The organism is Azospirillum sp. RU38E (assembly GCF_900188385.1).
Classification (GTDB): Bacteria; Pseudomonadota; Alphaproteobacteria; order Azospirillales; family Azospirillaceae; genus Niveispirillum.
The window spans coordinates 309,286-332,515 of sequence record NZ_FZOI01000004.1; the positions used below are offsets into that span (position 1 = coordinate 309,286).

Genomic DNA, 23,230 nt, shown 5'->3' on the forward strand with positions numbered 1-23,230 from the left:
ATAAGGAAAAGCGCCTGCGGTTTTAGCCGCTGTCACGCCCCACCACCAGTCTTGTTCTGGTCTGATCAGCCTGCCTGCTGGCGATGGCACTTCTGAAAATCAGGCCCGGCGCCGGCATGATGATGGTTCATCTGATGCAGCCTGATCCGCCAGCCAATCCCAGGCGGCTGTCTCCTGCGTAAAACTGCGATGGTGAACCGCTGGATAAAGCGCGGAGACAACACTGATCAGATAGTTCCGCATATCGCCGGCCTCCAGAAGATAGGCGCAGCAGTTGCGATTGCTGGGCTTATCGATCCAGGGCGCTAACGCACGCAGTTCCCGAATACAAGCCCAATCGACCGAACCGATGAAACGGCGTAAATCGACAAGCAGAGAATGCTCTGGCGACAACCATCCGCGTTTCTGGGCAATTTTGAAGGCGACAACAATGTCACGGGATGACGCATCCAAGCATAGACGAGCAATCAAAACCGGCCCCTGCTTGGCGAAAGTGATGTAGCCATCACCATGCCCGACACAAAACATTATAAATACTCAACAATACCGGACGGGCACGGCCCGCAACATCAGCGGGGCGCCAAATCAGGCGCCCCGCTGGTCATGCTCAATGTCAGCCCATCAGTTTGGCCAGCGCTTCTTCCAGCGGCAGTTCCAGCTTCTCGCCACTGGCGCGGCGCTTCAGTTCAACCGTGCCGGCCTTCAGGCCGCGCGGGCCGACGGTCAGCTGCCAGGGAATGCCGATCAGGTCCATATCGGCGAACTTGGCACCCGGACGCTCGTTACGGTCATCATAGATCACCTCAACGCCCGCCGCGTTCAGCTTGGCATAGAGGTCATCGCAGGTGCTGCGGCAGGCCTCGTCATCGGCCTTCAGGTTGATCAGCGCCACCTTGAACGGGGCCACCTGATCCGGCCAGATGATGCCGGCATCGTCATGGCTGGCCTCGATCAGGGCCGCGACGACGCGGGAAACGCCGATACCATAGGAACCCATCTCCACCGTCACCGGCTGGCCATCCGGCCCGGTGACGACGGCACCCATGGGGGCGGAATATTTGGTGCCGAAATAGAAGATATGGCCGACTTCGATGCCGCGCGCGGTTTCCAGCTGCTCAGCCGGGACCGGGCAGTTGGCGGCGTCGTGCATTTCTTCCGTCGCGGCATAGACGGAGGTGTATTTGGCGAAGAAATCCTTCAGATCGCCATTGGCGTCCGGGTTATCGGCCAGCACATCCAATTCCAGCCACTGTTTGTCGCAGAAGACCTGGCTTTCACCGGTTTCCGCCAGGATGATGAATTCGTGGGACAGATCACCACCGATGGGGCCGGTATCGGCACGCATCGGAATGGCCTTGATGCCCATGCGGGCGAAGGTGCGCAGGTAGGCCAGGAACATCCGGCGATAGGACAGGCGCGCGCCTTCGGCATCCAGATCGAAGGAGTAATTGTCCTTCATCAGGAATTCGCGGCCGCGCATCACGCCGAAGCGGGGACGCACCTCGTCGCGGAATTTCCACTGGATATGGTACAGGTTCTTCGGCAGATCCTTGTAGGACTTCACGAAGGTCTTGACGATATCGGTGATCATCTCCTCATTCGTGGGGCCGAACAGCATCTCGCGGTCATGCCGGTCGGTGATGCGCAGCATCTCCTTGCCATAGGCCTCATACCGGCCCGACTGCTTCCACAGTTCCGCCGACTGAATGGTCGGCATCAGCAGTTCCTGCGCCCCGGCGCGGTCCTGCTCCTCCCGCACGATCTGCGCCACCTTCTGCAGCACCTTCCAGCCCAGCGGCAGCCAGGCATAGATACCGGCAGAGGTCTGCCGGATCATGCCGGCGCGCAGCATCAGACGATGGCTGACAATCTGCGCCTCAGACGGCGTTTCCTTCAGCGTGGGCAGGAAATAGGTGGACATGCGCATGGTGGCGAACTCAAGGGCTGGAATGAAGGTCGTTCGGAAGGCCGGACTTTAGGCGCACAAGCGCGCGGCGGCAAGGTGGATACGAGCAGACGCATTTGGGATCACTTGTCTTAACCCGCCACAAAAGCCATCATCAAATTAAATGGCACTGGAGCCGGATGATGACATCGGAAGCAAAAACAACATCCATGGCAGAAAATGGCCGGCTGGTCGTGCCGCTGGATATGCGCCGTGCGATGGGCCTGGATAAGGGGGGGCGGGTTATCCTGCGAGTGGAGGACGGCCGCCTTATCATGGAGACGGTGGATACAGCCGTGGCCCGCGTCCAGGCGCTGGCCCGACAATTCGGCACCCCTGGCAGCAGTCTGGCGGATGAACTGATCGCTGATCGTCGCCGGGAAGCAGCCAATGAGTAATCGGGTGGTTCTTGACGCCTCCGCCCTGCTGGCCCTGATCAAGAATGAGCCCGGGGCCCCCCTTGTGGCAGCCGCCCTTCCCGATTCAATGATGAGCACCGTCAATTACGCAGAAGTGCTTGGTAAGCTGAGCGATGACGGCTGGCCGCATGACGTGGCGGCAAATGCCGTTCGTTCATTGGGATTTGAAGTGGTGGACTTCAATATCGCCCAGGCGGAGGCTGCAGGACGTTTGCGCTCAGTTTCACGACAAGCCGGCCTGTCCCTGGGGGATCGGGCGTGCCTCGCCTTGGGCTTGGCCTCGGGTCTGGCGGTATTGACCGCCGATGCGGCATGGGTTCGGATCGCCGATCAGGTGGGATTGGCGATCACCGATATCCGCAACCGGTAGCACGCGGCCCGTCCGGTCTTGCAAAGGTCGGGGCAACCCTATTCACTTGCCAAAGTTGATCAGCCAGTCTTTCATCACGCCGCCACCAGTTCAAACTTATCCACATCCACCAGCCCCATATCAGTGATCTTCAGGTGCGGGATCACCGGCAGGGGCAGGAAGGCCAGTTGCAGGAAGGGTTCCGCCAGGGGGCAGCCCAGCGCCCTTACCGACGCCCGCAGGGCTTCCAACTCATGTTCCACATTCTCGAACGGTTTCAGGCTCATCAATCCCGCCACCGGCAAGGCCAGTTCGCCGACCACGGCCCCATCCTTCACCGCCACGAAGCCGCCGCCGATTTCGATCAGCCGGTTGATGGCCACCACCATGTCGGCGTCGCTGGAGCCGACGGCACAGATATTATGGCTGTCATGGCCGACGGAACTGGCCAGCGCCCCGGACTGGATGCCGAAGCCCTTCACAAAGCCCTTGCCGATATTGCGGGTGAAGCCGTGGCGTTCCACCACCACGATCTTCAGAATGTCATTCTCCGGATCGGCATGGCGGCGACCACCGCGATAGGGCACAGAGGCCTGCAACGCCTCGGTAATGATCTTGTTGGGCAGCACGCCGATCACCGGCGTGCCGGGGCTGCTCGCGGGGATAGCCAAGTCTTCGGCAACAATCCGCGCCCGCTTGATCGACCCCAACCCCACCGGCGGCGGGGAACGGCGACCGGCAAAAGTCTCAGCATTCACCGGCTTGCCGGCGCGGATCACCTGGCTGACCGTGCATTGCGCCAGATCGTCCAGCAGCACGATATCCGCCAGATATCCCGGTGCCACCAGCCCGCGATCCTTCAGGCCAAAGCCGCGCGCTGCCGACCAGGTGGCCGTGCGGTATGTGGCGGCAATATCGGCCCCATGCCCAATGGCCCGGCGGATCAGGTGATCCAGGTGCCCTTCCTCGGCAATATCCAGCGGGTTGCGGTCATCGGTGCAGAAGGCCAGGAAAGGACTGGTCAGCGGATCAATCAGCCCCGCCAGCGAATCCACATCCTTGGAGACGGAGCCATCGCGGATCAGCACCTGCATCCCTTTGGCAATCTTCTCCCGTGCCTCCGCCTGACTGGTACATTCATGGCAGTTGCGGATACCGCAGGAGAGATAGGCGTTCAATTCCTTGCCCGTCACCAGCGGGGAATGGCCATCAATATGCGCGCCATAGAATTCCGCCAGCTTGTCCAGCGTCTCCTCATCCTTCCACAGCACGCCGGGGAAGTTCATGAACTCCGCCAGACCGATCACCTTGGGATGGTGGCGATGGCGGGCCAGATCGTCGGCACTCAGCCGCGCGCCCGCCGTTTCCAGATGCGTGGCCGGCACGCAGGACGATAGCTGCACCCGCAAATCCATCGCCGTCGACAGGGAGCTGTCGAGGAAATATTTAAGCCCCGTCTCCCCCAGCACATTGCAGATTTCATGCGGGTCGCAAATGGCCGTGGTGGTGCCACGCGGCAGGACGCAGCGGTCAAATTCGCTGGGGGCCACCAGCGTGCTTTCACAATGCACATGGGTATCGATAAAGCCGGGTACGGCGAAGCGGCCCTTGCCATCGATTTCCACCAAGCCGTCATAGCGGTCATAGGTGCCGACGATGGTATCGCTGCAGATGGCAATATCGGTTTCGGCAATGGTACCCGTCGCCACATTCAGCAGCCGCACATTCTTGATCACCAGATCGGCGCGCGACCGGCCCATGGCCTGATCAATGCGCTGTTTCAGGATGGTCTTGGCAGTGGCGCGGTCCATGAAGCCTACTCCGGCGGGTACGGGCGATAATGATGCCCTATCCTGCGCCGAACCGGCTATGCGGCGCAACAAGCCGGTGTTACTGCCCCTTCTCCCGACACAGGACCAGCAGTTCCTGTTCGGCCTCCGGCTGGATGGGTTTGCCGTTGAACAGCACCTGATTGCCGCGCACCGTCACCATGCCCACCTGCACCTCCCCCTTATAGAGGTCATTGGCGGGGATACCTAAGCGCTTGGCCGTGTTCACCGTAATGGCGATATTGATATCCTGGGGCAGGTCGATGCTCCCGCTGCCCGGCAGATCGGCCGGGGCCACCGCATTCCCATTCACATCCACCCCCGGCTTGTACTCCACATCGGCGGACGGGTGATGGCGCGTCACCCATTGGCAGGCGGCGGGATCAATGCGGATGGTGGGTTCGCGGCCGGGCGCTGGCTGCGGCGGGGTTTGGGCCAAAGCCGGGGCTGCCAGCATGCTGCACAGCAGCAAACCTATGGCGCCCCATGATTTTCCGTTGAATACTGGCATATCCATCCCGCCTTTTCCCGTCTGCCCTGGGGAGCCGAAACCTTGCTGGAATCCTACTTCAAACTGAAGGCGTTGGGCAGCGATGTCCGCACCGAGCTGCTGGCCGGATTCACCACCTTTTTAACCATGGCCTACATTATCTTCGTCAACCCACAGGTACTGGCGGCGGCGGGGATGGATCAGGGGGCTGTGTTCGTGGCCACCTGTGTCGCCGCCGCCATCGGCTCGGCCATTATGGGGCTTTATGCCAATTACCCCATCGCCCAGGCACCCGGCATGGGGCTGAACGCCTATTTCGCGTTCACCGTCGTCGGGCAGATGGGCTACAGCTGGCAGGTGGCGCTGGGGGCCGTGTTCATTTCCGGCATCCTGTTCATCATCCTCTCCGTGCTGCCGGTGCGGGAGGCGGTGGTGAACGCCATCCCCAAAAGCCTGAAGCTGGCCATCTCTGCCGGGATCGGCCTGTTCCTGGCCATCATTGCGCTGGAAAATGCCGGCATCATCAAGGCGCATCCCGTGACGCTGGTGACCTTGGGTGACATGTCGAAGCCGCCAGCCATTCTGGCCGCTGTCGGGTTCCTGCTGCTCTGCGCCCTGGTGGCACGGCGGGTGACCGGGGCGGTGATCATCACCATTCTGGCGGTGGCCGGGCTGGGCATGGCGTTGGGGGTGACGCCCTTCAGCGGCCAGATCTTCTCGCTGCCGCCAGACCCAACCCCCACCCTGCTGGCCATGGATATCAAGGGGGCCTTGAATATCGGCCTGATCACCGTGGTCTTCGCCTTCTTCTTTGTTGATCTGTTCGATACGGCCGGCACGCTGGTGGGCGTGGCCCATCGGGCGGGCCTGCTGGATGAACAGGGCCGCCTGCCCCGGCTGAAACGCGCCCTGTTTGCTGATGCGGCGGCCACCACCGTGGGGGCCGCCCTCGGCACCTCCACCGTCACCTCTTACATTGAGAGCGCGGCGGGCACCAATGTCGGCGGGCGTACCGGACTGACGGCAGTGACCGTGGCGCTGCTGTTCCTGGCCTGCCTGTTCCTGGCACCACTCGCCGCCAACATACCCACTTATGCCACCGCCCCTGCCCTGCTCTATATAGCCTGCGTCATGGCCCGCGGCTTGACGGAAATCGACTGGGAAGAGGTTACGGAATATGCACCCGCCGTCGTGTCAGCGCTAACAATGCCACTTACTTACTCAATTGCACACGGAATAGGCTTCGGCTTTATCGCCTATGCTGGCATCAAGATCCTCGCGGGGAAGTGGCGGGAGGCGGGGCCGGTGGTAATCGGCTTAGCGGCTCTTTTCCTTGCGAAATTCGTCCTGCTGGGCTGAAATCGGTTGCGGCGCCCCTGATACGGTATACCCCTGTCAGTGGTGCTGCCACGATCAAGGCTCGCACCTTTTTTGTGCGTTTTTTTGACAAAATATGATTTTGGGGATGGACGGGCGGGAAGAGCGCCTCTATACTCCACCCCACAAAAAGAAAGACCGCGCCGAAAGGCAGCGCGGCCTGAGTTTAGGGAGGAATCGCCACCAGGCGTGTCAAGAAGGGATCCAACCCCGCTCGACAAGATTTAGTTTTTTCTTTTTACTGATCGAAGGCAAGCCGAAAATTCGGCTTGCCTTTTTGTTTGTACATTTTTTGCCCGTTTTGCATAAACACTTGGCAACTGCATAGGCAGGGGCAGAAAAATGCCGCTTTATTAAGCGGCATATCCGGCAAAACCCGCCTGTTGAGCCGTGATCCAGGGGATTTCCTGATTCGTCAGGCGCAGATGCGCCGGGCAATCCGGCCGGTGGGCACCGGGCAGGTAGCCAATGCTCATGAGGAACTCGCCCACGATCTCCCCACCGGTGAAACGGAAAGTCTTGGCGAACAGCTTCACCCAATCCGCCTTGGCGCGGGGATGATGGGCAGCGATCCAGCCATGGAACCCGCCATGGCTGTCGCGCAGGCGCTGGATCACCTGGGCATTATGGATGGCAGCCTGTACCTTCAGCCGGTTGCGGATGATGCCGGGATCGGCCAGCAGACGGGCAACATCCGCCTCCCCATAGGCAGCCACCTTGTCGACATTGAACTGATCATAGGCGGCGCGGAAGCTCTCCCGCTTTTTCAGAATGGTCAGCCAGGACAGGCCGGCCTGATTGATCTCAAGGATCAGCCGTTCAAACAGCTCCGCTTCCCCGGTCAGGGGCTGGCCATATTCATGGTCGTGATAAGGGCCGTGCCATTCGTGGCCGGGGGCAATATCGCAATAGCCGGACATGGCGGCAGTTCCTGCATTTGCTGAGATGGTGCCGCAGCGTAACCCAGTCACGCAGCCATGTCGCCAAAAATGTTCATGTTTTGTACGCAATAAAATGCCCGACCATCCTCGGGAATGGCCGGGCACAGCAACAACTATACCGGATCAGCCGTTAAACACCGTCGGCAGTTCCCGACGGTTCTGGAGATTATCGATATAGGCCCAATAAGCCTGCTCGGCCTCCCGCTGGGCGGCCCGCAGGTCCGGCGGCAGCGGCTTTTGCAGCTCATTCGGGATCAGCTCCTTGAACAGCACTTCCTTCATGGCGTCGGCTTCTGCCGTATCTGGTGTGCTGTCCAGCTCCAGCAGGCCGCGCGGGGTCGCGTAGTTGTAATATTCATACTCCAACGAATCCGTGACGATCTCCTGTGACGCATCCTTCCAAATCGAATAGGCGCCCAGCTTTCCCGCCGGCCCGATGGCGCCCAGCACATGTTCTGGCACCGGCACACCATTCAAGGGGAAGCTCTCATCCGTCGCCGTCACGGCGAACTGCCGACCGGGGGCCGCTGGGTCGCGCAGAATGGCAAGCAGATCGGCCCGGTGGCCATACAGATCATTCAGCCAAGGATCATTCTTCCAGCCATTGCCATCATCCGCCAGCGACAGGAACAGCGGCAGGATATCAACCGTGCTGGTCAATTGCTGGCGGGGAATGTCCGTGGCCGCGGTAAAGCGGCCGGAATAGTCGGCCACGATCAGCGGCACCTGCACACTTTCCCGATAGACAGCCGCACCCTTGCCCTGCAACCCGTGGGAACCGGCATATTCGCCATGGTCGGACATGAAGACGAAGACCGTCTCCTTCACCACATCTTCCGGGATGTTGCAGAGGAACTGACCAATCTGGCGGTCAACCTCCCGGATGGCCTGCGTATACATGTCCTGGCACTTGGCCCAGTAATGGAACGGTGCCAACGCCTGATACTGGTCTTGTAACTTGGAAGGCTCCAGGCGGAATTTCTTCTCGGCTGGGTCTTCACTGATACCGCCGACCCAGCAGTTGGTGAAGGATTGGAAATAGGTCTGCAGCTTGGGCTTCTTCGCCAGCTCTTCACTGGTTTCCCAATTATCGGGAACACCATAGCCCAATTCCGGCGGAAAACATTGTTCCAGCACCGTGGTGTTCCACGGTTGCATCGGCTTTGGCTTCGGCTTCTGATCCGCCTGATCAAATAGGGCAGAATAGCGCTGCCATTCAATGCCACCCCAGAAGAACTGCTTGTCGTGCGGATTGACGAAGCCGACGGAGAGACAGAAGGGAGGCAGCTCCTTACCCGTAACCTGCTCTTTCCGGGCATTCTGTTCGATCCAGGCGATGGCCTGGGCCGCAATATAGGCATCGTTGGGAATGACCGAACCATGGGCGATGGCCGGCGGACGCCCGCCCAGCCCTTCCCCCGGCATCCCAATGGGATCGGGCGTCGTCAGCCCTTCAAATCCATAGGCATTGAGATAATCCAGTGGCGCATTCAGCACCAGGGGCGCGTCGCTGAGATGCCATTTGCCGATGTACGGCGTGCGGTAGCCGCGCTGGCGCAACAACTTACCATAGGTGGGGAAAGCCGTATTCAACGAAGGCTGCGGCGCTGGAAGATCCGTGCCCGTCTTATTGGCACGTGTCAACATCATGTAGGTTTGATGAGAATAAAGACCGGTGACGAAGGCACCACGCGAAGGGGTACAGTCGCAGGCGGCAATCTGATGATTATAAAATTTTACACCTTTATTCCAAAGGAACTCAAAGGTGTTAGGCATGAAGCGGCGCATGAACTCATCAGCGTTCACGACACCATTCGGGAAATTCATCGGAAAGCGAAGTTCGTCGACGGTGATGAAGATGATATTGGGACGCGTCGTCATGGAAAACCTCCTGTGCAGCGACAGGTTGATATGTGGCCACGACTCCTGGTTGCTATCCATCACATTTTCAGTTTTTGATGGAAAAAATTATATTTCCCAACCCAATTGGGTTGCAATATTTCTGTCGCAGAATTTTACGCGATAAAAATCAATGATCTACGCTCAAAGTACGGAAATGACGAGAGCGGGCGCGCCGTACCCTCTGCAGACGCACCCCACCCCTCAAGGTAGCAAAAGACGATAGAAATGCCGCGAATCGGGCACAGCGTTACTCGCGCAGCAGCGCCCGCCAGTCGATCCAGCCGAAATAACTGGTGGACCAGGCGGCCAGCACCAGAAGGGCGGAGATCAGGCTGGTCCAGATAAATTTCTTGATCAACAGCGGGTTGGCGGGGGCACCGGGCTGGTGCCCCACCTGTTCAGCCGCCTCGCGCTTCACGCCGAACGGCAGCACGGCGAACAGAACCGTCCACCAGACCGTGAAATAGATCGCCGCCCAGGTCGCCCAGCCCATCGCGTGCCCCCATCAGACCTGTTCGATTTCAACCAGGGTGCCGTAGAGATCCTTCGGGTGCAGAAACAGCACAGGTTTGCCATGGGCCCCGATCTTCGGCTCCCCATCCCCCAGCACGCGCAACCCGTCGGCCTTCAGCTTGTCGCGGGCAGCCAGAATATCCTCCACCTCATAACAGACATGGTGAATGCCACCGGACGGGTTGCTGGCCAGGAACTTGGCAATGGGGCTGCCCTCCCCGAACGGGTGCAGCAATTCAATCTTGGTGTTGGGCAGTTCCACGAACACCGTGGTCACGCCATGGTCCGGCAGGTGCAGTGCCGCGCTGACCTTGGCCCCCAACGTATCCCGATAGGTGGCGGTGGCCGCCGCCAGATCGGGCACCACAATGGCGACATGGTTCAAACGACCGATCATTTCTTCCCCCTGTTCATTCTTTTATCGACAGATAGACACAAGGGCCGGGTACCGAAAGCCCCGGCCCTTGCGACATGGTGGCGCGCACGGAAAGCTAAATCCGGACCAGATGGATTTCCGTCATTGGCTTGCGCCCCTGCATGGCGGAGAAATTGCGCCGCACTGCCACGCGCGCTGCTTCCTTCACCGAAGAATCCTCCAGCCGGGCGGTACGCGACAGCTGGTCCACAGCCCCGCGGATGCGGCTGATCAAATCCGCCGTCTCCTCCTCATATTCATCCTCTTCCAGCAGCCCCATGATGGAGACTTTAGGATCGGCCAGAAGGTCGCCACGCGGCGTCATCACCAGCGTCACCACCACCGCCCCGCTCTGGGCCATGCGGGTACGGCCGCGCAGGGCCTGGTTATTCATCGGGACAATGCGCTTGCCATCAATGCATAGCCGGCCGGCATGGACATGCCCCACCAGCGCCGCTGGTCCGGGGGCCAAGCGGATGGCCCCGCCATCCTCCGGCACCAGCACCTCCGGCACCTGGCAATCCCGCGCCAGTTCGGCATGGGCCGCCAGATGGCGCCCTTCGCCATGGACCGGTATGGCGATCTTGGGCCGAACCCATTGATACATCTGCACCAGCTCTTCGCGCGCCGGATGGCCGGAGACATGCACGAAGGCGTCATCGGCGGTGATGATCTTGATGCCCCGCCGCAGCAGGCCATTCTGGATCTTGCCGATCGACTTCTCATTACCGGGAATTTCACGGGCGGAGAAAATCACCACATCGCCGCGTTCCAGCGTCACATCCGGGTGCTCGCCGGTGGCCATACGTGACAAGGCGGCGCGCGCCTCCCCCTGGCTGCCGGTGCAGATCAACAACACCTTTTCGCGCGGCAGGAAGCCTGCTTCCTTTTCCGTCAGGAAAGGCGGCAGATCGGTCAGATAGCCATTCTCTCGCGCGGCCTCATTGATGCGCCAGAGGGAACGGCCGACCAGCGCCACCTGCCGGTCATGCGCATGGGCCGCCTGGGTGATGGAATGCAGACGCGCCACATTGCTGGCAAAGCAGGTGACGGCTATCCGCGTGTCCTTATATTGCCCGAACAAGTCCATGAAACTGTCGCGGACTTCTGATTCGGAACCGGAACGACCGGGGATCAGCGCGTTGGTGCTGTCGCACACCATGGCGGTGACACCTTCGCGCCCCAGATTCTGCAAGGCTGTCTCGTTCGACAGCAGGCCGATCACCGGGTCGGGGTCCAGCTTCCAGTCGCCCGTATGCAGCACCGTACCCGCCGGGGTGCGGATCACCACAGCATTGGGCTCGGGGATGGAATGGGTCAGGCTGATCAATTCGATATCGAAAGGACCGATATGGCTGCGACCGCCAAGGGGCAGCACATGGATCGGCACCTTGTTCTGCAATCCCTTCTCCACCAGCTTCGCCTTCAGGAAGCTGGCGGCAAAGGGGGTACACCAGACCGGGACGCGCAAATCCTCCCATAGATAGGGGATGGCGCCCAGATGATCCTCATGCGCGTGGGTGACCAGGATGCCGACCAGATCGCCCAGACGCTCCTCGATAAAGCTGGTATCGGGCAAAATAATCTCGATACCGGGGGTCGTTTCGTCAGCGAAACTGACCCCCAGATCAACCATCAGCCATTTCCCGGCATGATGGTAGAGATTGAGATTCATGCCGATTTCGCCGGAACCGCCTAGCGGCAGGAAATACAGGGCGGCGGGATCGAAATCTTTTGTCGTCAAGTGCTTGCTATCGCTCATTCGGTCCTGTTTTCAGTCCGGGGGCTGTTGCGTTCATGGATCAACCGGAGACCCCGCAACGTCAGGTCTCCATCAATATGGTGGATCAGGTCGCTTTCCTCGGCGAACAGGCGCACCAGCCCGCCGGTACCGATGACCGTCACCTTGCGCGAACCGTCAGGCGAAAGTTCCGCGATAATCCGTTTCAAAATACCTTCAATCAGGCCGGTATAGCCCCAGAACATGCCCGATTGCATGGCCCCCACCGTGCCGCGCCCGATGGCGCTGGCGGGTCGCAGGATATCCACCTTGGGCAATTGGGCGGCCACCTTATGCAGGGCATCCAGGGAAAGCGCCGGGCCCGGTGCGATGACACCGCCCAAAAAGGCCCCCGTCTCATCCACCACATCAAAGGTAGTGCCGGTACCGATATCAATAACCACCAGCGGCACTGGATAGGAGGCACGGGCGGATATGGCATTCACCAACCGATCCGCCCCCGCCTCACGCGGGTTATCCAGCTTGATCTCAATCCCCAGATCGACACGCGGGTCGCCGACGCGTTTCGGTTCGCAACCGAAATGTTCCTCGCACAGCTTGGTCAAGGCATAGGTCTGGGCGGGGACCACCGACGACAGGATGGTATCGGTGATATCGGCGACTTTCAGGCCCTTCATTGCCATCAGGCTGATCAACCAGACGGCATATTCATCGGCAGTACGCTGGCTGTTGGTGGAGATGCGCCAATGACCCCGTATCGCCGTACCCTCGAATACGGCGAAAACCACATTGGTGTTACCGGCATCAATGGCCAACAGCATCGGCCCTACCCTTCCCTACCGAAAAACACGTCACCCGCCGTCACACGACGAATGAACCCGTCACAATCAACCAGCAGAGCGCCATCCATATCAAGATCCAGCAAGATGCCGGAGAAATTTTCATGCGCCAACCGCACCGTGACCGGCGCCCCCAGCCCTTGCGCCGCATTCAACCACGCGGCGCGGATGGGGGCGAAGCCCTGGCGCAGCAGATGCTGATACCATCGTTCAAAATGGCGGCTGTAATGGGCCAGGACAAGGCGCGGGGTGATATCCGCCACGGCACCCACCGCCCTTAAGCAGGTCGCGGGATAGGGTGTGTCATCCGGGAAGGCGGAAACATTGATGCCAGTGCCCAGCACCAACCAATCGACCAGTCCCGTAGGGCCGGGCTCTGATTCCAGCAGGATGCCGGAAATTTTCGCACCGCCGGCCAACACATCATTGGGCCATTTTAATGTCGGGCGTGCTGGCGTCAACGCTGCCACCGTCTCCGCCACAGCCAAGGCCGCCACGAAGGAAAGCAGAGCCGCATCGGCCGGCGGCAGGGCCGGCCGCAAAACCAGGGAACAGGCCAAGTTTCCTTCCGGCGAGTTCCAGGCGCGGCCCCGGCGCCCCCGTCCTCCTGTCTGGCGGTGGGCAAAGATCATGGTGCCTTCCGGGGCACCTTGGCGCGCCAGTTCCTTGGCCTCGTCGTTGGTGCTGCCGCAGCTTTCCAGTTCCACCAAATAAAAGAACGCGGGCAGCCGAGCTGCCCGCGTTGCTTCACTCATCTCTTCAGGCTGGTTCATGCCGATGCCGTCAACGGGCACCGAACAGAGAAGCCGCAGCAGCAGCCGCACCGGAGGTGATGGGCGCCAGGAAGAAGATATAGACCGGGAAGACGAACAGGGCGGCTCCGGTGGCAACCACACCCGTCAACAGGGCCGGCCGGTCGAGCTGTTCCGTCACGTCATCAAAATACATCACCTTGATAACGCGCAGGTAATAGTAACAGCTGATACCGGAAGCGACGACGCCGACAATGGCCAGCCCATAGAGCTGGGACTGGATGGCCGGCAGGAAGACCGCCCACTTGCCCCAGAAGCCCGCCGCCGGCGGTACACCGGCCAGGGACCACATGAACAGCGCCATGGCAAAGGCCAGCAGCGGATGGGTCTTGGACAGGCCCGCCAGATCGGCGATTTCTTCCACGGCGCGGCCATTTTGGCGCATCGACAGGATGATGGCGAACACACCGACATTCATGGCGAGATAGATCGCCAGATAAATCAGCACGCCGCGCACGCCTTCTTGGCTGCCTGCAGACAGACCGACCAGCGCGTAACCAATATGGCCGATGGAGCTGTAGGCCATCAGACGCTTGATGTTCTTCTGCTGAATGGCCCCCAGCGCACCGACAATCATCGATGCGGCAGCGCAGAACCAGATCACCTGATGCCACTGCGCCGTCAGATCGCCAAAGGGACCGACCAGCACGCGGATGAACAGGGTCATGGCCGCCACCTTCGGCGCCACGGCGAAGAACGACGTCACCGACGTCGGCGCCCCTTCATAGACGTCCGGCGTCCACATATGGAACGGCACGGCGGAAATCTTGAAGGCCAGACCGGCAGCCACAAACACCATGCCAACAATCACGCCCAGCGACGGGGCACCGGTCAGCACCTCGGCCAGACGCTCAAAGCTGACGCTGCCGGTAAAGCCATAGATCAGGCTGGAACCGTAGAGCAGCAGACCAGATGACAGCGCCCCCAACACGAAATACTTCAGGCCCGCTTCGGAGGACTTGGCAGTATCACGCTTGAAGGCCGCTAGCACATAGAGCGCCAGAGACTGCAGTTCCAACCCGATATAGAGCGAAATCAGGTTGTTGGCCGACACCATGCCCATCATGCCGAGCGTCGCCAGGACAGCCAGCACCGGATATTCGAAGCGGGCCACCCGCTCCTTTTCCAGATAATTGATCGACAGGATGATCGACAGGCCAGAGGCCGTCAGGATCAGCAGCTTGGCGAACACCGCGAACGGGTCGGTGACGAACAGGCCGTTGAAGGTGACGACGCGGCCGGTCAGCCCCACACCGGTGACGGCCAGGAAGCCGGCACCGATGAGGGACGCCACGGCCAGCCAGGAGACCAGACGCAGGGAGCCTTCACCCCGGAAGACGCCGATCAACAGCAGCGCCATGGCGGCAACGGCCAGAAAGATCTCCGGCAAGGCAGGGATCAGGTCGGGAAAGGTTGCCATGGCTCAGTTCTCGCTCGCCTTGTCGGCCACCGACTGCCCTTGGGTGGCAGTCGACGCGGTCTCTTGGGTGACGTGTGCGGTCTGGGTCGGCTGGGCTTCGATCAGCCCGGCCGAACGCAGGGACGCCTGATGATCCGCCAGGATCTTCTCCAGCGTCGGGTTATAGACATTCTGGAAGCTGGCCGGATAGACGCCCATGATGATCACGATGGCGACCAGCGGGGCGAAGAAGCTGACTTCCTTCCAGTTCAGATCTTGCATCGCCTTCACTTCCGGCTTGTCCAGCTTGCCGAAGAACAGCTTGCGGAACAGCAGCAGCATGTAGGCGGCACCCAGCACCAGACCGGTGGCGGAGAACAGACCGACCCAGGTGTTCGCTTCAAACGCACCCAGCATGGTCAGGAATTCACCGACGAAACCAGAGGTGCCCGGCAGACCAACCGAGGCGAACATGAAGATGGCGAACACCACCGCATAGCGCGGCATGTTCTTGGCCATGCCGCCATAGGCGGCCATTTCACGGGTATGCAGACGGTTATAGGCAACGCCGATGCAGAGGAACAGCGCGGCCGACACGAAGGTGTGGCTCAGCATCTGGAACATCGCGCCGTCCAGACCCTGCTGGTTCATGGTGAAGATGCCCATCGACACGTAACCCATATGGGCCACAGAGCTGTAGGCGATCATCTTCTTCATGTCGGTCTGCGCCAGCGCCACCAGGGAGGTGTAGATGATGGCGCCGATCGACATCACGAAGACCAGATTCTGGAAGTAGAAGCTGGCTTCCGGCAGCATCTGGATATTGGCGCGGATCAGACCATAGCCACCCATCTTCAGCATCACGCCGGCCAGCATGACCGAACCGGCGGTCGGCGCTTCCACGTGGGCGAACGGCAGCCAGGTATGGGCCGGCCAGATCGGCGTCTTTACCGCAAAGGCGATGAAGAAGGCCAACCACAGCCAGATCTGCATGTTGCTGCTGAACGGATAGTCCACCATCACCCGCATATCCATGGTGCCGGCGGTCAGATACATGGCCAGGATGGCCAGCAGCATCAGCACCGAACCCACGAACGTGTAGATGAAGAACTTGTAGGAAGCATAGACGCGGTTGGGACCGCCCCAGACGCCGATCATCAGGAACATCGGCAGCAGCACCCCTTCGAAGAAGAAGTAGAACAGCACGAAGTCCAGCGCCGTGAACATGCCGACCAGCATGGTTTCCAGAACCAGCAGGGCGATCATGAATTCCTTGACGCGCTTTTCAACCGCATCCCAGGAGGCCAGCACGCAGATCGGGGTCAACAGGGTGGAGGCCAGAACAAACCAGACCGACACGCCGTCAATGCCCTTGATATAGGCAATGTTGAAGGCCGGCAGCCACTGCACCTCCTCCACGAGCTGGAAGCCCGGATTGGAAGGGTCGAAGCCAGTCAGGATGAACAGCGAAACAATGAAGGTGATAATCGACGTCCACAGCGCCACACTCTTGGCGTTGCGCGCGACATTCTGCTCCTCCCCACGGATCAGCAGGATGAACAACGCGCCGACAAGGGGCAGGAACGTCGTCAGCGAAAGGATCGGCACATCGGCCATTTCGAAAGACTCCCTACCTCAGCGCGCCAGGAAGAACCAGCCGGCCAACGCGACCACGCCGATCACCATCACGAAAGCATAATGGTACACATAACCGGACTGCAGCCGACCGGCGATCACGGACAAGCCGCGCGTCACCTTGGCCGCCCCATCGGGGCCCAGACCGTCGATGATGGCCACATCACCCACCTTCCACAGGCCGAAGCCAAGCTTCATGGCCGGACGGACGAACAGGGCATTGTACAGCTCATCAAACATGTACTTGCGGAACACGAAGGCATGGATGGCCTTGAAGGTGCCGACAAAGGCGCCCGGCAGGCCCGGTACAAACATGTAGAAGACATAGGCCAGCGCGATACCGGTCAGACCCGCCGCCAGCGGGGCATAGGGCACCCAGCTCGGGACATGGTGGGCGGCATCGATGATCGTGCCATGCTCACCCGCCAGCATGAAGATGCTGCCGGACCAGAATTCCGCCAGCTCATGGCCGACGAACCAATCCTTGGCGACGATACCGGCCAGAACCGCACCGACAGCCAGCACGAACAGCGGCGCCAGCATCACCAGCGGGCTTTCATGCACATGCGCCATCACCTTTTCGGAAGCGCGCGGCTTGCCATGGAAGGTCATGATCAGCAGACGCCAGCTATAGAAGGCGGTCATGAAGGCCGCGGCGATACCCATCCAGAAGGCAAAGGTGCCGATGGCGGTATGCTTGGCAAACGCCACTTCCAGGATCATGTCCTTGGAGTAGAAGCCGGCGAAAATCGGGATACCGGCCAGCGCCAGATTACCGATCCACATCATCGCATAGGTGACGGGGATCTGCTTCCAGATGCCACCCATATTGCGCATGTCCTGTTCATCGGACATGGCATGGATCACCGAGCCAGCGCCCAGGAAAAGCAGCGCCTTAAAGAAGGCGTGGGTCATCAGGTGGAACACGGCGGCCGGATACGCGCCGACACCGATGGCGAAGAACATGTAACCAAGCTGGCTCATCGTCGAATAGGCGATGACGCGCTTGATGTCGAACTGGGTCAGGCCAATCGTGGCTGCGACGAACGCCGTCAGCGCACCCAGCACCGTCACCACTTCCAGCGCCGCCGGCGCATATTCGAACACCGGGCTCATGCGGGACAGCATGAAGACGCCGGCGGTCACCATGGTGGCCGCGTGGATCAGGGCCGACACCGGGGTCGGGCCTTCCATCGCGTCCGGCAGCCAAGTGTGCAGGCCCAGCTGGGCCGACTTGCCCATGGCACCGACAAACAGCAGCAGGCAGGCGCAGGTCAGCGCATGGACCTGGAAGCCCAGGAAGTTGAAAGTGGCATCAGCCTTGGAGGCAGCCTGCGCGAAGATCGTATCGAACTGCACGCTGCCGAAGATGACGAAGATCGCCATGATGCCCAGCGCGAAGCCAAAGTCACCCACGCGGTTGACCAGGAACGCCTTCATGGAGGCGTCGTTGGCGCTCTTCTTCTCGTACCAGAAGTTGATCAGCAGGTAGGAGGCAACGCCCACGCCTTCCCAGCCAAAGAACATCTGCAACAGGTTATCAGCGGTCACCAGCATCAGCATCATGAAGGTGAACAGCGACAGGTAAGCCATGAAGCGCGCCCGGCTCGGGTCATGGCTCATATAGCCAACCGAGTAGACATGCACCATGGACGACACGCCGTTCACCACAACCAGCATGACGGCCGTGAGCGTGTCAATCCGCAGCGACCAGGACACCTCAAAGGTGCCGCTGTCGATCCAGGTAAACAGGTGAATGGTGCGCGCCGCCTCGTGACCGCCGAAACCGATTTCGGTGAACAGCAGCACGGACAGGACAGCGGCGGTCAGCACGCCGGCGCAGGTGACGATCTGGGCACCCCGGTCGCCGATCAGGCGCCCGAAGAACCCGGCGATGAAGGCGCCCAACAGGGGCAGGAAGATGGCAGCGATTTCCATGATGCCCGCCTCAACCCTTCATCATGTTGATGTCTTCAACCGCGATCGTGCCGCGGTTGCGGAAATACACCACCAGGATCGCCAGACCGATCGCCGCTTCCGCGGCGGCCACGGTCAGAATGAACATGGTGAAAATCTGGCCCACCAGGTCATTGAGATAGACCGAGAAGGACACCAGATTGATGTTGACCGCCAGCAGGATCATTTCCACGGACATCAGGATGATGATCACGTTCTTCCGGTTCAGGAAGATGCCGAACACGCCGATGGTGAACAGCACCGCCGACAGGATCAGGTAATGCGAAAGTCCAACTTCCAACATGATCAGACGCCCCCCCGCGTCGGCACCTTCCGCACCGCGACAACCTGGTCGCGTTTGCGGTCAAGCTGCTGGCCGATCTGCTGGCGACGGACACCCTTGCGCGACCGAAGGGTCAGCACGATGGCGCCAATCATCGCGACCAGCAGGATCAGGCCGGAAGCCTGGAAGGCGTATACGTAGTCGGTATAGAGGATATGGCCGATGGCCTGTGTATTGGTCAGTTCCGACGCCGGCGGGATGGCCGTGGGGCCGCCCGCGGCCTCCACCGGGCCAATCAACTGCGTGGCGGCCAGAAAGCCCAGTTCCACCGCCAGGATGCCGCCGACCACAAGGCCGACCGGCAGATAGCGCAGGAAACCCTGGCGCAGTTCCTGGAAGTTGATGTCGAGCATCATCACCACGAACAGGAACAGCACCGCCACCGCGCCGACATAAACGATGACCAGGATCATGGCCACGAATTCGGCGCCGATCAGCACGAACAGGGCTGCTGCGCTGAAGAAGGCAAGGATGAGGAACAACACCGAGTGAACGGGGTTCTTGGCGGTGATCACCCGCACGGCCGAAGCCAGCAGGATCGCGGCGAACACGAAGAATGCGATATTCACCATGGTTACGCCGCCTCCGGCGCGGGTCGTTTGCTGAAACAGGTCACGGAGGATACTCCGGGCGAAGGGCAGGCGGACGTTCCGGCGGGATCGCCGGAACGCCAAGGGTTTTTATCGGTACGGCGCATCTGCCGCAAGATTGGCAGCGATCAGGGCTTCCCAGCGGTCGCCATTCGCCAGCAGCTTTTCCTTGTTATAGAAAAGCTCCTCGCGGGTTTCCGTGGCAAATTCCAGGTTCGGCCCCTCGACGATGGCATCCACAGGGCAGGCCTCCTGACACAAACCGCAATAGATGCACTTCGTCATATCGATGTCGTAACGCGTGGTCCGGCGGCTGCCATCCTCACGCGGTTCGGCTTCGATGGTGATGGCCAGGGCCGGGCAGATCGCCTCGCAAAGCTTGCAGGCGATGCAGCGTTCCTCACCGTTCGGGTAACGGCGCAGGGCATGTTCACCGCGGAAGCGCGGGCTGGTCGGCCCGCGCTCATACGGATAGTTGATGGTCGCGCGTGGGCGGAACATGTAGCTGAATGTCAGCGCCATGCCCTTCACAAGCTCCACCAGGAACAGGCCGCGCGCGGTACGGTCGAGCAGGGCCATGATCACCTCCATAACCGGGCGGGGGAACGATGCCCCCTACCCTTTACAAGCGATATCATTTCGGCAGCAGGTCGAAATAGACCAGGACACCGGCGGTCAGGACGACCCAGATCAACGAGAACGGCAGGAAGACCTTCCAGCCCAGCCGCATCAACTGGTCATAGCGGTAACGCGGCAGCGTCGCACGCACCCAGATGAAGCAGAACAGGCAGAAGCAGATCTTCAAGATGAACCAGAGCGGACCCGGTATCCAGTTCAGCGGCGCAATATCCAGCGGCGGAAGCCAGCCCCCCAGGAACAGGATGGAGGTCATCCCGCTCATCAGGATCATGTTGATGTATTCGCCCAGGAAGAACAGGGCGAAGGCCATCGACGAATATTCGACGTTGAAACCGCCGGACAGTTCAGATTCACCTTCCGGCAAGTCGAACGGTGCGCGGTTGGTTTCCGCCAGCGCCGAGATGAAGAAGATGATGAACATCGGGAACAGCGGGATGAAGAACCAGAGGCCCTTCTGCGCTTCCACAATCTTGGACAGGTTCAGCGAACCGACACAGAGCAGCACGGTGATAATGACGAGGCCGATGGAGACCTCATACGACACCATCTGCGCCGCGGCGCGCAAACCACCCAGGAAAGCGTATTTCGAGTTCGACGCCCAGCCCGCCATGATGATGCCATAGACACCCAGCGAACTGATGGCGAAGAGGTAGAGGACGCCGACATTGATATCTGCCAGCACCAGCCCCTTGCCGAACGGGATCACCGCCCAGGCGACCAGCGCCAGCAGGAAGGTGAGCATCGGTGCTGCAACGAAGACGACGCGGTTGGCACCGGCCGGAATGATGACTTCCTTACCGAGCAGCTTCAGGCCGTCGGCGAATGCCTGCAGCAACCCCCAGGGACCGACCAGGGCCGGACCTTGGCGAAGCTGCATCGCCGCCATCACCTTGCGCTCGAAATAGGTCAGCATAGCCATGCCGATCAGCAATGGCACGGTGATGACCAGGATCGATGCGACGATCCGGATTATCAGCGGCAACTGATCCCACAGTTGAGCCACATTCTCGAACATCGTCGCTTACTCCGCAGCGGCGGCCGGCAGAGCCGGCTTCAGGAAAGCTTCCGTACATTGCGCCATCGTCTGCGAGGCGCGGCTGATCGGGTCCGTCATATAGAAATTCTCGATCGGCGAGGCGAAATGCGCATCGGCAATGACACCGGCCTGACCGAACGGGGCCCAAACGGCCGGCACCAAGCGATCCAGTGAACCGAATACCGGGTTGACCTGCACCAGCCGCTGGCGCAACTGGGCCAAGGTGTCATAAGGCAAGGGCCGCCCCAACTCCGTCGACAGGGCGCGCAGGATCTTCCAATCCTCGCGCGCCTCGCCCAGCGGGAAGGTGGCGAAGCGGGCGTGCTGCACGCGGCCTTCGGTATTGACGTAGGTGGCGTTCTTCTCGGTATAGGCGGCACCCGGCAGGATCACGTCGGCGCGGTGAGCGCCGCGATCGCCATGATGGCCCTGATAGATCACGAAGGCCTTGCCCAGCTTGGCACCATCGATCTCGTCAGCACCCAGCAGATAGACCGCCTCGATCTCACCCGATTGCGCACCGGCCAGGATACCGGCCAGATCGCGCCCACCGGTGCCCGGCAGGAAGCCGGCATCCAGCGCGCCAACCCGGCCGGCGGCCAGATGCAGCACGTTGAAACCGTTCCAGCCTTCCCGTACAGCACCAACATTCTCGGCAATGGCGCGAGCAGCGGCCTGAACGGCCAGCCCATCGCCACGGCGCAGCGCGCCGGCACCCAGAATGATCAGCGGGTTCATGGCGGCCTTCAGCGTTTCGACAAACGGATGCGAGCCGTCAGCCAGGGCCGACAGGACCGAACCGCTATTGCCCAGGAATTCGGTCGGATACGTCAGATCGAAATTCTGGCCGACAACGGCAACCTTCTTCAGCTTGCCGGTCAGGTAGGTCTTACGGATGCGGGCATTGACCAGCGGGGCTTCCCACCGCGGGTTGGTGCCGATCAGCAGCACGACATCGGCATTCTCAATACCGGCAATGCCGGTATTGAAGATATAGCCGGCGCGGTTGCTGGCATCGAACAGGGCGCCGTCCTGACGGCAATCCATGTTCGCCGAACCCAGCTTGGTCAGCAGATCCTTCAGCGCCACAACGCTTTCGACATCAACCAGATCGCCGGCGATACCGGCCACCTTGTTGCCCGGCAGCGGGGCCACGCGGGCCTTGATAGCCGCAAAGGCTTCAGCCCAGGTCGCCGGCTTCAGCTTGCCGTCGGCGCCGCGCACATAGGGGCGGTCCAGACGCTGACGCTTCAGACCGTCAATGGCATAGCGGGTCTTGTCGCTGATCCATTCCTCGTTCACATCCTCGTGCAGGCGGGGCAGCACACGCAGCACCTCGCCGCCACGAGCATCGACGCGGATGTTGGAACCGACAGCATCCATCACATCGATGCTTTCGGTCTTGCGCAGCTCCCAGGGACGCGCATTGTAGGCGTAGGGCTTGGAGGTCAGCGCGCCAACCGGGCAGACATCGACAAGGTTGCCCGACATTTCCGAATTCACACCGGCTTCCAACGCCGGGGTGATTTCCAGATGCTCGCCACGGGCCAGACCGCCCAGGGCCGGCACGCCGGCAATCTCATCCACGAAGCGGATGCAACGGGTGCACTGGATACAGCGGGTCATATAGGTCCGGATCAGCGGACCCATATATTTATCCTTCACCGCCCGCTTGTTCTCCTCATAGCGGCCACGATCATAGCCGTAGGAGACCGCCTGGTCCTGCAGATCACACTCACCGCCCTGGTCGCAGATTGGGCAATCCAGCGGGTGGTTGATCAGCAGGAATTCCATCACGCCCTTGCGGGCCTTATGGACAGTGTCGGTATTGGTCTTGACGACCATCCCCTCCCCCGCCGGCATGGCACAGGATGCCACCGGCTTGGGGCTGCGCTCCACCTCGACGAGGCACATGCGGCAGTTGGCGGGAACGGACAGGCGCTCGTGGTAGCAGAAGCGCGGCACCTCGATGCCGAGCTGCTCGCAAGCCTGAAGCACGGAGGTGCCGGGGGCGACTTCGACCTCGATACCGTCGATGGTGAGCTTGGGCATGGTATCCT

Annotated in this window: 22 protein-coding genes; 3 read left to right on the top strand and 19 right to left on the bottom strand. The window is 60.8% G+C overall.

Features of this window, described 5'->3' with window-relative positions; genetic code table 11:
* Positions 1–99: 99 nt before the first annotated feature.
* Both CHB97_RS11085 and proS read right to left on the bottom strand, forming a co-directional pair.
* Positions 100–528, bottom strand: a complete 429-nt coding sequence (locus tag CHB97_RS11085; protein ID WP_089288018.1) for a hypothetical protein — start codon at positions 526–528, stop codon at positions 100–102.
* Positions 529–613: 85 nt separating this feature from the next.
* The gene (gene proS, locus CHB97_RS11090; protein ID WP_089288019.1) at positions 614–1,927 is read right to left on the bottom strand and encodes a proline--tRNA ligase; all 1,314 of its coding nucleotides are present in this window, start codon (positions 1,925–1,927) and stop codon (positions 614–616) included.
* A 188-nt stretch (positions 1,928–2,115) separates the two neighbouring features.
* Here proS and CHB97_RS11095 point away from each other — a divergent pair, with 188 nt between their 5' ends.
* Positions 2,116–2,343 carry an AbrB/MazE/SpoVT family DNA-binding domain-containing protein gene (locus CHB97_RS11095; RefSeq protein ID WP_089288020.1) on the top strand — a complete coding sequence of 76 codons (228 nt, stop codon included), beginning with the start codon at positions 2,116–2,118 and terminating at the stop codon, positions 2,341–2,343.
* Entirely contained in the window at positions 2,336–2,734 is a 399-nt protein-coding gene (locus tag CHB97_RS11100; RefSeq protein ID WP_089288021.1) for a type II toxin-antitoxin system VapC family toxin, read from the top strand. The genes CHB97_RS11095 and CHB97_RS11100 overlap by 8 nt, the downstream gene beginning before the upstream one ends.
* Positions 2,735–2,808: 74 nt before the next feature.
* Here the strand turns inward: CHB97_RS11100 and ade are convergent, their stop codons facing one another.
* Both ade and CHB97_RS11110 read right to left on the bottom strand, forming a co-directional pair.
* Positions 2,809–4,524, bottom strand: a complete 1,716-nt coding sequence (gene ade, locus CHB97_RS11105; protein ID WP_089288022.1) for an adenine deaminase — start codon at positions 4,522–4,524, stop codon at positions 2,809–2,811.
* A gap of 79 nt (positions 4,525–4,603) precedes the next feature.
* Positions 4,604–5,014: a hypothetical protein gene (locus CHB97_RS11110; protein ID WP_089288023.1), complete on the bottom strand. Its 411-nt coding sequence runs from the start codon at positions 5,012–5,014 to the stop codon at positions 4,604–4,606.
* An 81-nt stretch (positions 5,015–5,095) separates the two neighbouring features.
* On the opposite strand from CHB97_RS11110, the gene CHB97_RS11115 reads away from it, so the two are divergent.
* The gene (locus CHB97_RS11115) at positions 5,096–6,391 is read left to right on the top strand and encodes an NCS2 family permease (protein WP_089288024.1); all 1,296 of its coding nucleotides are present in this window, start codon (positions 5,096–5,098) and stop codon (positions 6,389–6,391) included.
* 371 nt (positions 6,392–6,762) lie between these two features.
* Here CHB97_RS11115 and CHB97_RS11120 read toward each other — a convergent pair whose 3' ends face one another.
* From CHB97_RS11120 to nuoG, 15 genes are all read right to left on the bottom strand, one after another.
* Positions 6,763–7,329 carry a DNA-3-methyladenine glycosylase I gene (locus CHB97_RS11120; RefSeq protein ID WP_089288025.1) on the bottom strand — a complete coding sequence of 189 codons (567 nt, stop codon included), beginning with the start codon at positions 7,327–7,329 and terminating at the stop codon, positions 6,763–6,765.
* A 144-nt stretch (positions 7,330–7,473) separates the two neighbouring features.
* Positions 7,474–9,291: a sulfatase-like hydrolase/transferase gene (locus CHB97_RS11125; RefSeq protein ID WP_089288026.1), complete on the bottom strand. Its 1,818-nt coding sequence runs from the start codon at positions 9,289–9,291 to the stop codon at positions 7,474–7,476.
* 208 nt (positions 9,292–9,499) lie between these two features.
* Positions 9,500–9,745, bottom strand: coding sequence for a DUF1467 family protein (locus tag CHB97_RS11130; RefSeq protein WP_089288027.1), 246 nt, complete (start codon positions 9,743–9,745; stop codon positions 9,500–9,502).
* Between the two features lie 12 nt (positions 9,746–9,757).
* Complete coding sequence (gene mce, locus CHB97_RS11135; protein WP_089288028.1) at positions 9,758–10,162, bottom strand: methylmalonyl-CoA epimerase; 405 nt, start codon at positions 10,160–10,162, stop codon at positions 9,758–9,760.
* A gap of 94 nt (positions 10,163–10,256) precedes the next feature.
* Positions 10,257–11,942, bottom strand: coding sequence for a ribonuclease J (locus CHB97_RS11140; protein ID WP_089288029.1), 1,686 nt, complete (start codon positions 11,940–11,942; stop codon positions 10,257–10,259).
* Positions 11,939–12,742 carry a type III pantothenate kinase gene (locus tag CHB97_RS11145; RefSeq protein WP_089288030.1) on the bottom strand — a complete coding sequence of 268 codons (804 nt, stop codon included), beginning with the start codon at positions 12,740–12,742 and terminating at the stop codon, positions 11,939–11,941. Before CHB97_RS11145 ends, CHB97_RS11140 begins: the two co-directional genes overlap by 4 nt.
* Positions 12,743–12,747: 5 nt before the next feature.
* Positions 12,748–13,533 carry a biotin--[acetyl-CoA-carboxylase] ligase gene (locus CHB97_RS11150; protein ID WP_089288126.1) on the bottom strand — a complete coding sequence of 262 codons (786 nt, stop codon included), beginning with the start codon at positions 13,531–13,533 and terminating at the stop codon, positions 12,748–12,750.
* A gap of 10 nt (positions 13,534–13,543) precedes the next feature.
* The gene (gene nuoN, locus CHB97_RS11155; protein ID WP_089288031.1) at positions 13,544–14,992 is read right to left on the bottom strand and encodes an NADH-quinone oxidoreductase subunit NuoN; all 1,449 of its coding nucleotides are present in this window, start codon (positions 14,990–14,992) and stop codon (positions 13,544–13,546) included.
* Between the two features lie 3 nt (positions 14,993–14,995).
* Entirely contained in the window at positions 14,996–16,588 is a 1,593-nt protein-coding gene (locus CHB97_RS11160) for an NADH-quinone oxidoreductase subunit M (RefSeq protein ID WP_089288032.1), read from the bottom strand.
* Positions 16,589–16,606: 18 nt separating this feature from the next.
* The gene (gene nuoL / locus CHB97_RS11165; protein WP_089288033.1) at positions 16,607–18,544 is read right to left on the bottom strand and encodes an NADH-quinone oxidoreductase subunit L; all 1,938 of its coding nucleotides are present in this window, start codon (positions 18,542–18,544) and stop codon (positions 16,607–16,609) included.
* 10 nt (positions 18,545–18,554) lie between these two features.
* Positions 18,555–18,863, bottom strand: coding sequence for an NADH-quinone oxidoreductase subunit NuoK (gene nuoK, locus CHB97_RS11170; protein WP_089288127.1), 309 nt, complete (start codon positions 18,861–18,863; stop codon positions 18,555–18,557).
* A gap of 5 nt (positions 18,864–18,868) precedes the next feature.
* On the bottom strand, positions 18,869–19,477 hold the full coding sequence (locus tag CHB97_RS11175) for an NADH-quinone oxidoreductase subunit J (RefSeq protein WP_089288034.1): 609 nt from the start codon (positions 19,475–19,477) through the stop codon (positions 18,869–18,871).
* A 108-nt stretch (positions 19,478–19,585) separates the two neighbouring features.
* Positions 19,586–20,074: an NADH-quinone oxidoreductase subunit NuoI gene (nuoI, locus tag CHB97_RS11180; RefSeq protein WP_089288128.1), complete on the bottom strand. Its 489-nt coding sequence runs from the start codon at positions 20,072–20,074 to the stop codon at positions 19,586–19,588.
* 55 nt (positions 20,075–20,129) lie between these two features.
* On the bottom strand, positions 20,130–21,149 hold the full coding sequence (nuoH, locus tag CHB97_RS11185; protein WP_089288035.1) for an NADH-quinone oxidoreductase subunit NuoH: 1,020 nt from the start codon (positions 21,147–21,149) through the stop codon (positions 20,130–20,132).
* Between the two features lie 6 nt (positions 21,150–21,155).
* Positions 21,156–23,222, bottom strand: coding sequence for an NADH-quinone oxidoreductase subunit NuoG (gene nuoG, locus CHB97_RS11190; protein WP_089288036.1), 2,067 nt, complete (start codon positions 23,220–23,222; stop codon positions 21,156–21,158).
* Between the last annotated feature and the right edge of the window lie 8 nt (positions 23,223–23,230).

Coding starts and splice junctions, on each gene's coding strand:
- CHB97_RS11085 (WP_089288018.1), bottom strand. CDS start 528: ATGTTTTGTGTCGGGCATGGTGATGGCTACATCACTTTCGCCAAGCAG.
- proS (WP_089288019.1), bottom strand. CDS start 1,927: ATGCGCATGTCCACCTATTTCCTGCCCACGCTGAAGGAAACGCCGTCT.
- CHB97_RS11095 (WP_089288020.1), top strand. CDS start 2,116: ATGGCAGAAAATGGCCGGCTGGTCGTGCCGCTGGATATGCGCCGTGCG.
- CHB97_RS11100 (WP_089288021.1), top strand. CDS start 2,336: ATGAGTAATCGGGTGGTTCTTGACGCCTCCGCCCTGCTGGCCCTGATC.
- ade (WP_089288022.1), bottom strand. CDS start 4,524: ATGGACCGCGCCACTGCCAAGACCATCCTGAAACAGCGCATTGATCAG.
- CHB97_RS11120 (WP_089288025.1), bottom strand. CDS start 7,329: ATGTCCGGCTATTGCGATATTGCCCCCGGCCACGAATGGCACGGCCCT.
- CHB97_RS11125 (WP_089288026.1), bottom strand. CDS start 9,291: ATGGATAGCAACCAGGAGTCGTGGCCACATATCAACCTGTCGCTGCAC.
- CHB97_RS11130 (WP_089288027.1), bottom strand. CDS start 9,745: ATGGGCTGGGCGACCTGGGCGGCGATCTATTTCACGGTCTGGTGGACG.
- mce (WP_089288028.1), bottom strand. CDS start 10,162: ATGATCGGTCGTTTGAACCATGTCGCCATTGTGGTGCCCGATCTGGCG.
- CHB97_RS11140 (WP_089288029.1), bottom strand. CDS start 11,942: ATGAGCGATAGCAAGCACTTGACGACAAAAGATTTCGATCCCGCCGCC.
- CHB97_RS11145 (WP_089288030.1), bottom strand. CDS start 12,742: ATGCTGTTGGCCATTGATGCCGGTAACACCAATGTGGTTTTCGCCGTA.
- CHB97_RS11150 (WP_089288126.1), bottom strand. CDS start 13,533: ATGAACCAGCCTGAAGAGATGAGTGAAGCAACGCGGGCAGCTCGGCTG.
- nuoN (WP_089288031.1), bottom strand. CDS start 14,992: ATGGCAACCTTTCCCGACCTGATCCCTGCCTTGCCGGAGATCTTTCTG.
- CHB97_RS11160 (WP_089288032.1), bottom strand. CDS start 16,588: ATGGCCGATGTGCCGATCCTTTCGCTGACGACGTTCCTGCCCCTTGTC.
- nuoL (WP_089288033.1), bottom strand. CDS start 18,544: ATGGAAATCGCTGCCATCTTCCTGCCCCTGTTGGGCGCCTTCATCGCC.
- CHB97_RS11175 (WP_089288034.1), bottom strand. CDS start 19,477: ATGGTGAATATCGCATTCTTCGTGTTCGCCGCGATCCTGCTGGCTTCG.
- nuoI (WP_089288128.1), bottom strand. CDS start 20,074: ATGGCCCTGCTCGACCGTACCGCGCGCGGCCTGTTCCTGGTGGAGCTT.
- nuoH (WP_089288035.1), bottom strand. CDS start 21,149: ATGTTCGAGAATGTGGCTCAACTGTGGGATCAGTTGCCGCTGATAATC.
- nuoG (WP_089288036.1), bottom strand. CDS start 23,222: ATGCCCAAGCTCACCATCGACGGTATCGAGGTCGAAGTCGCCCCCGGC.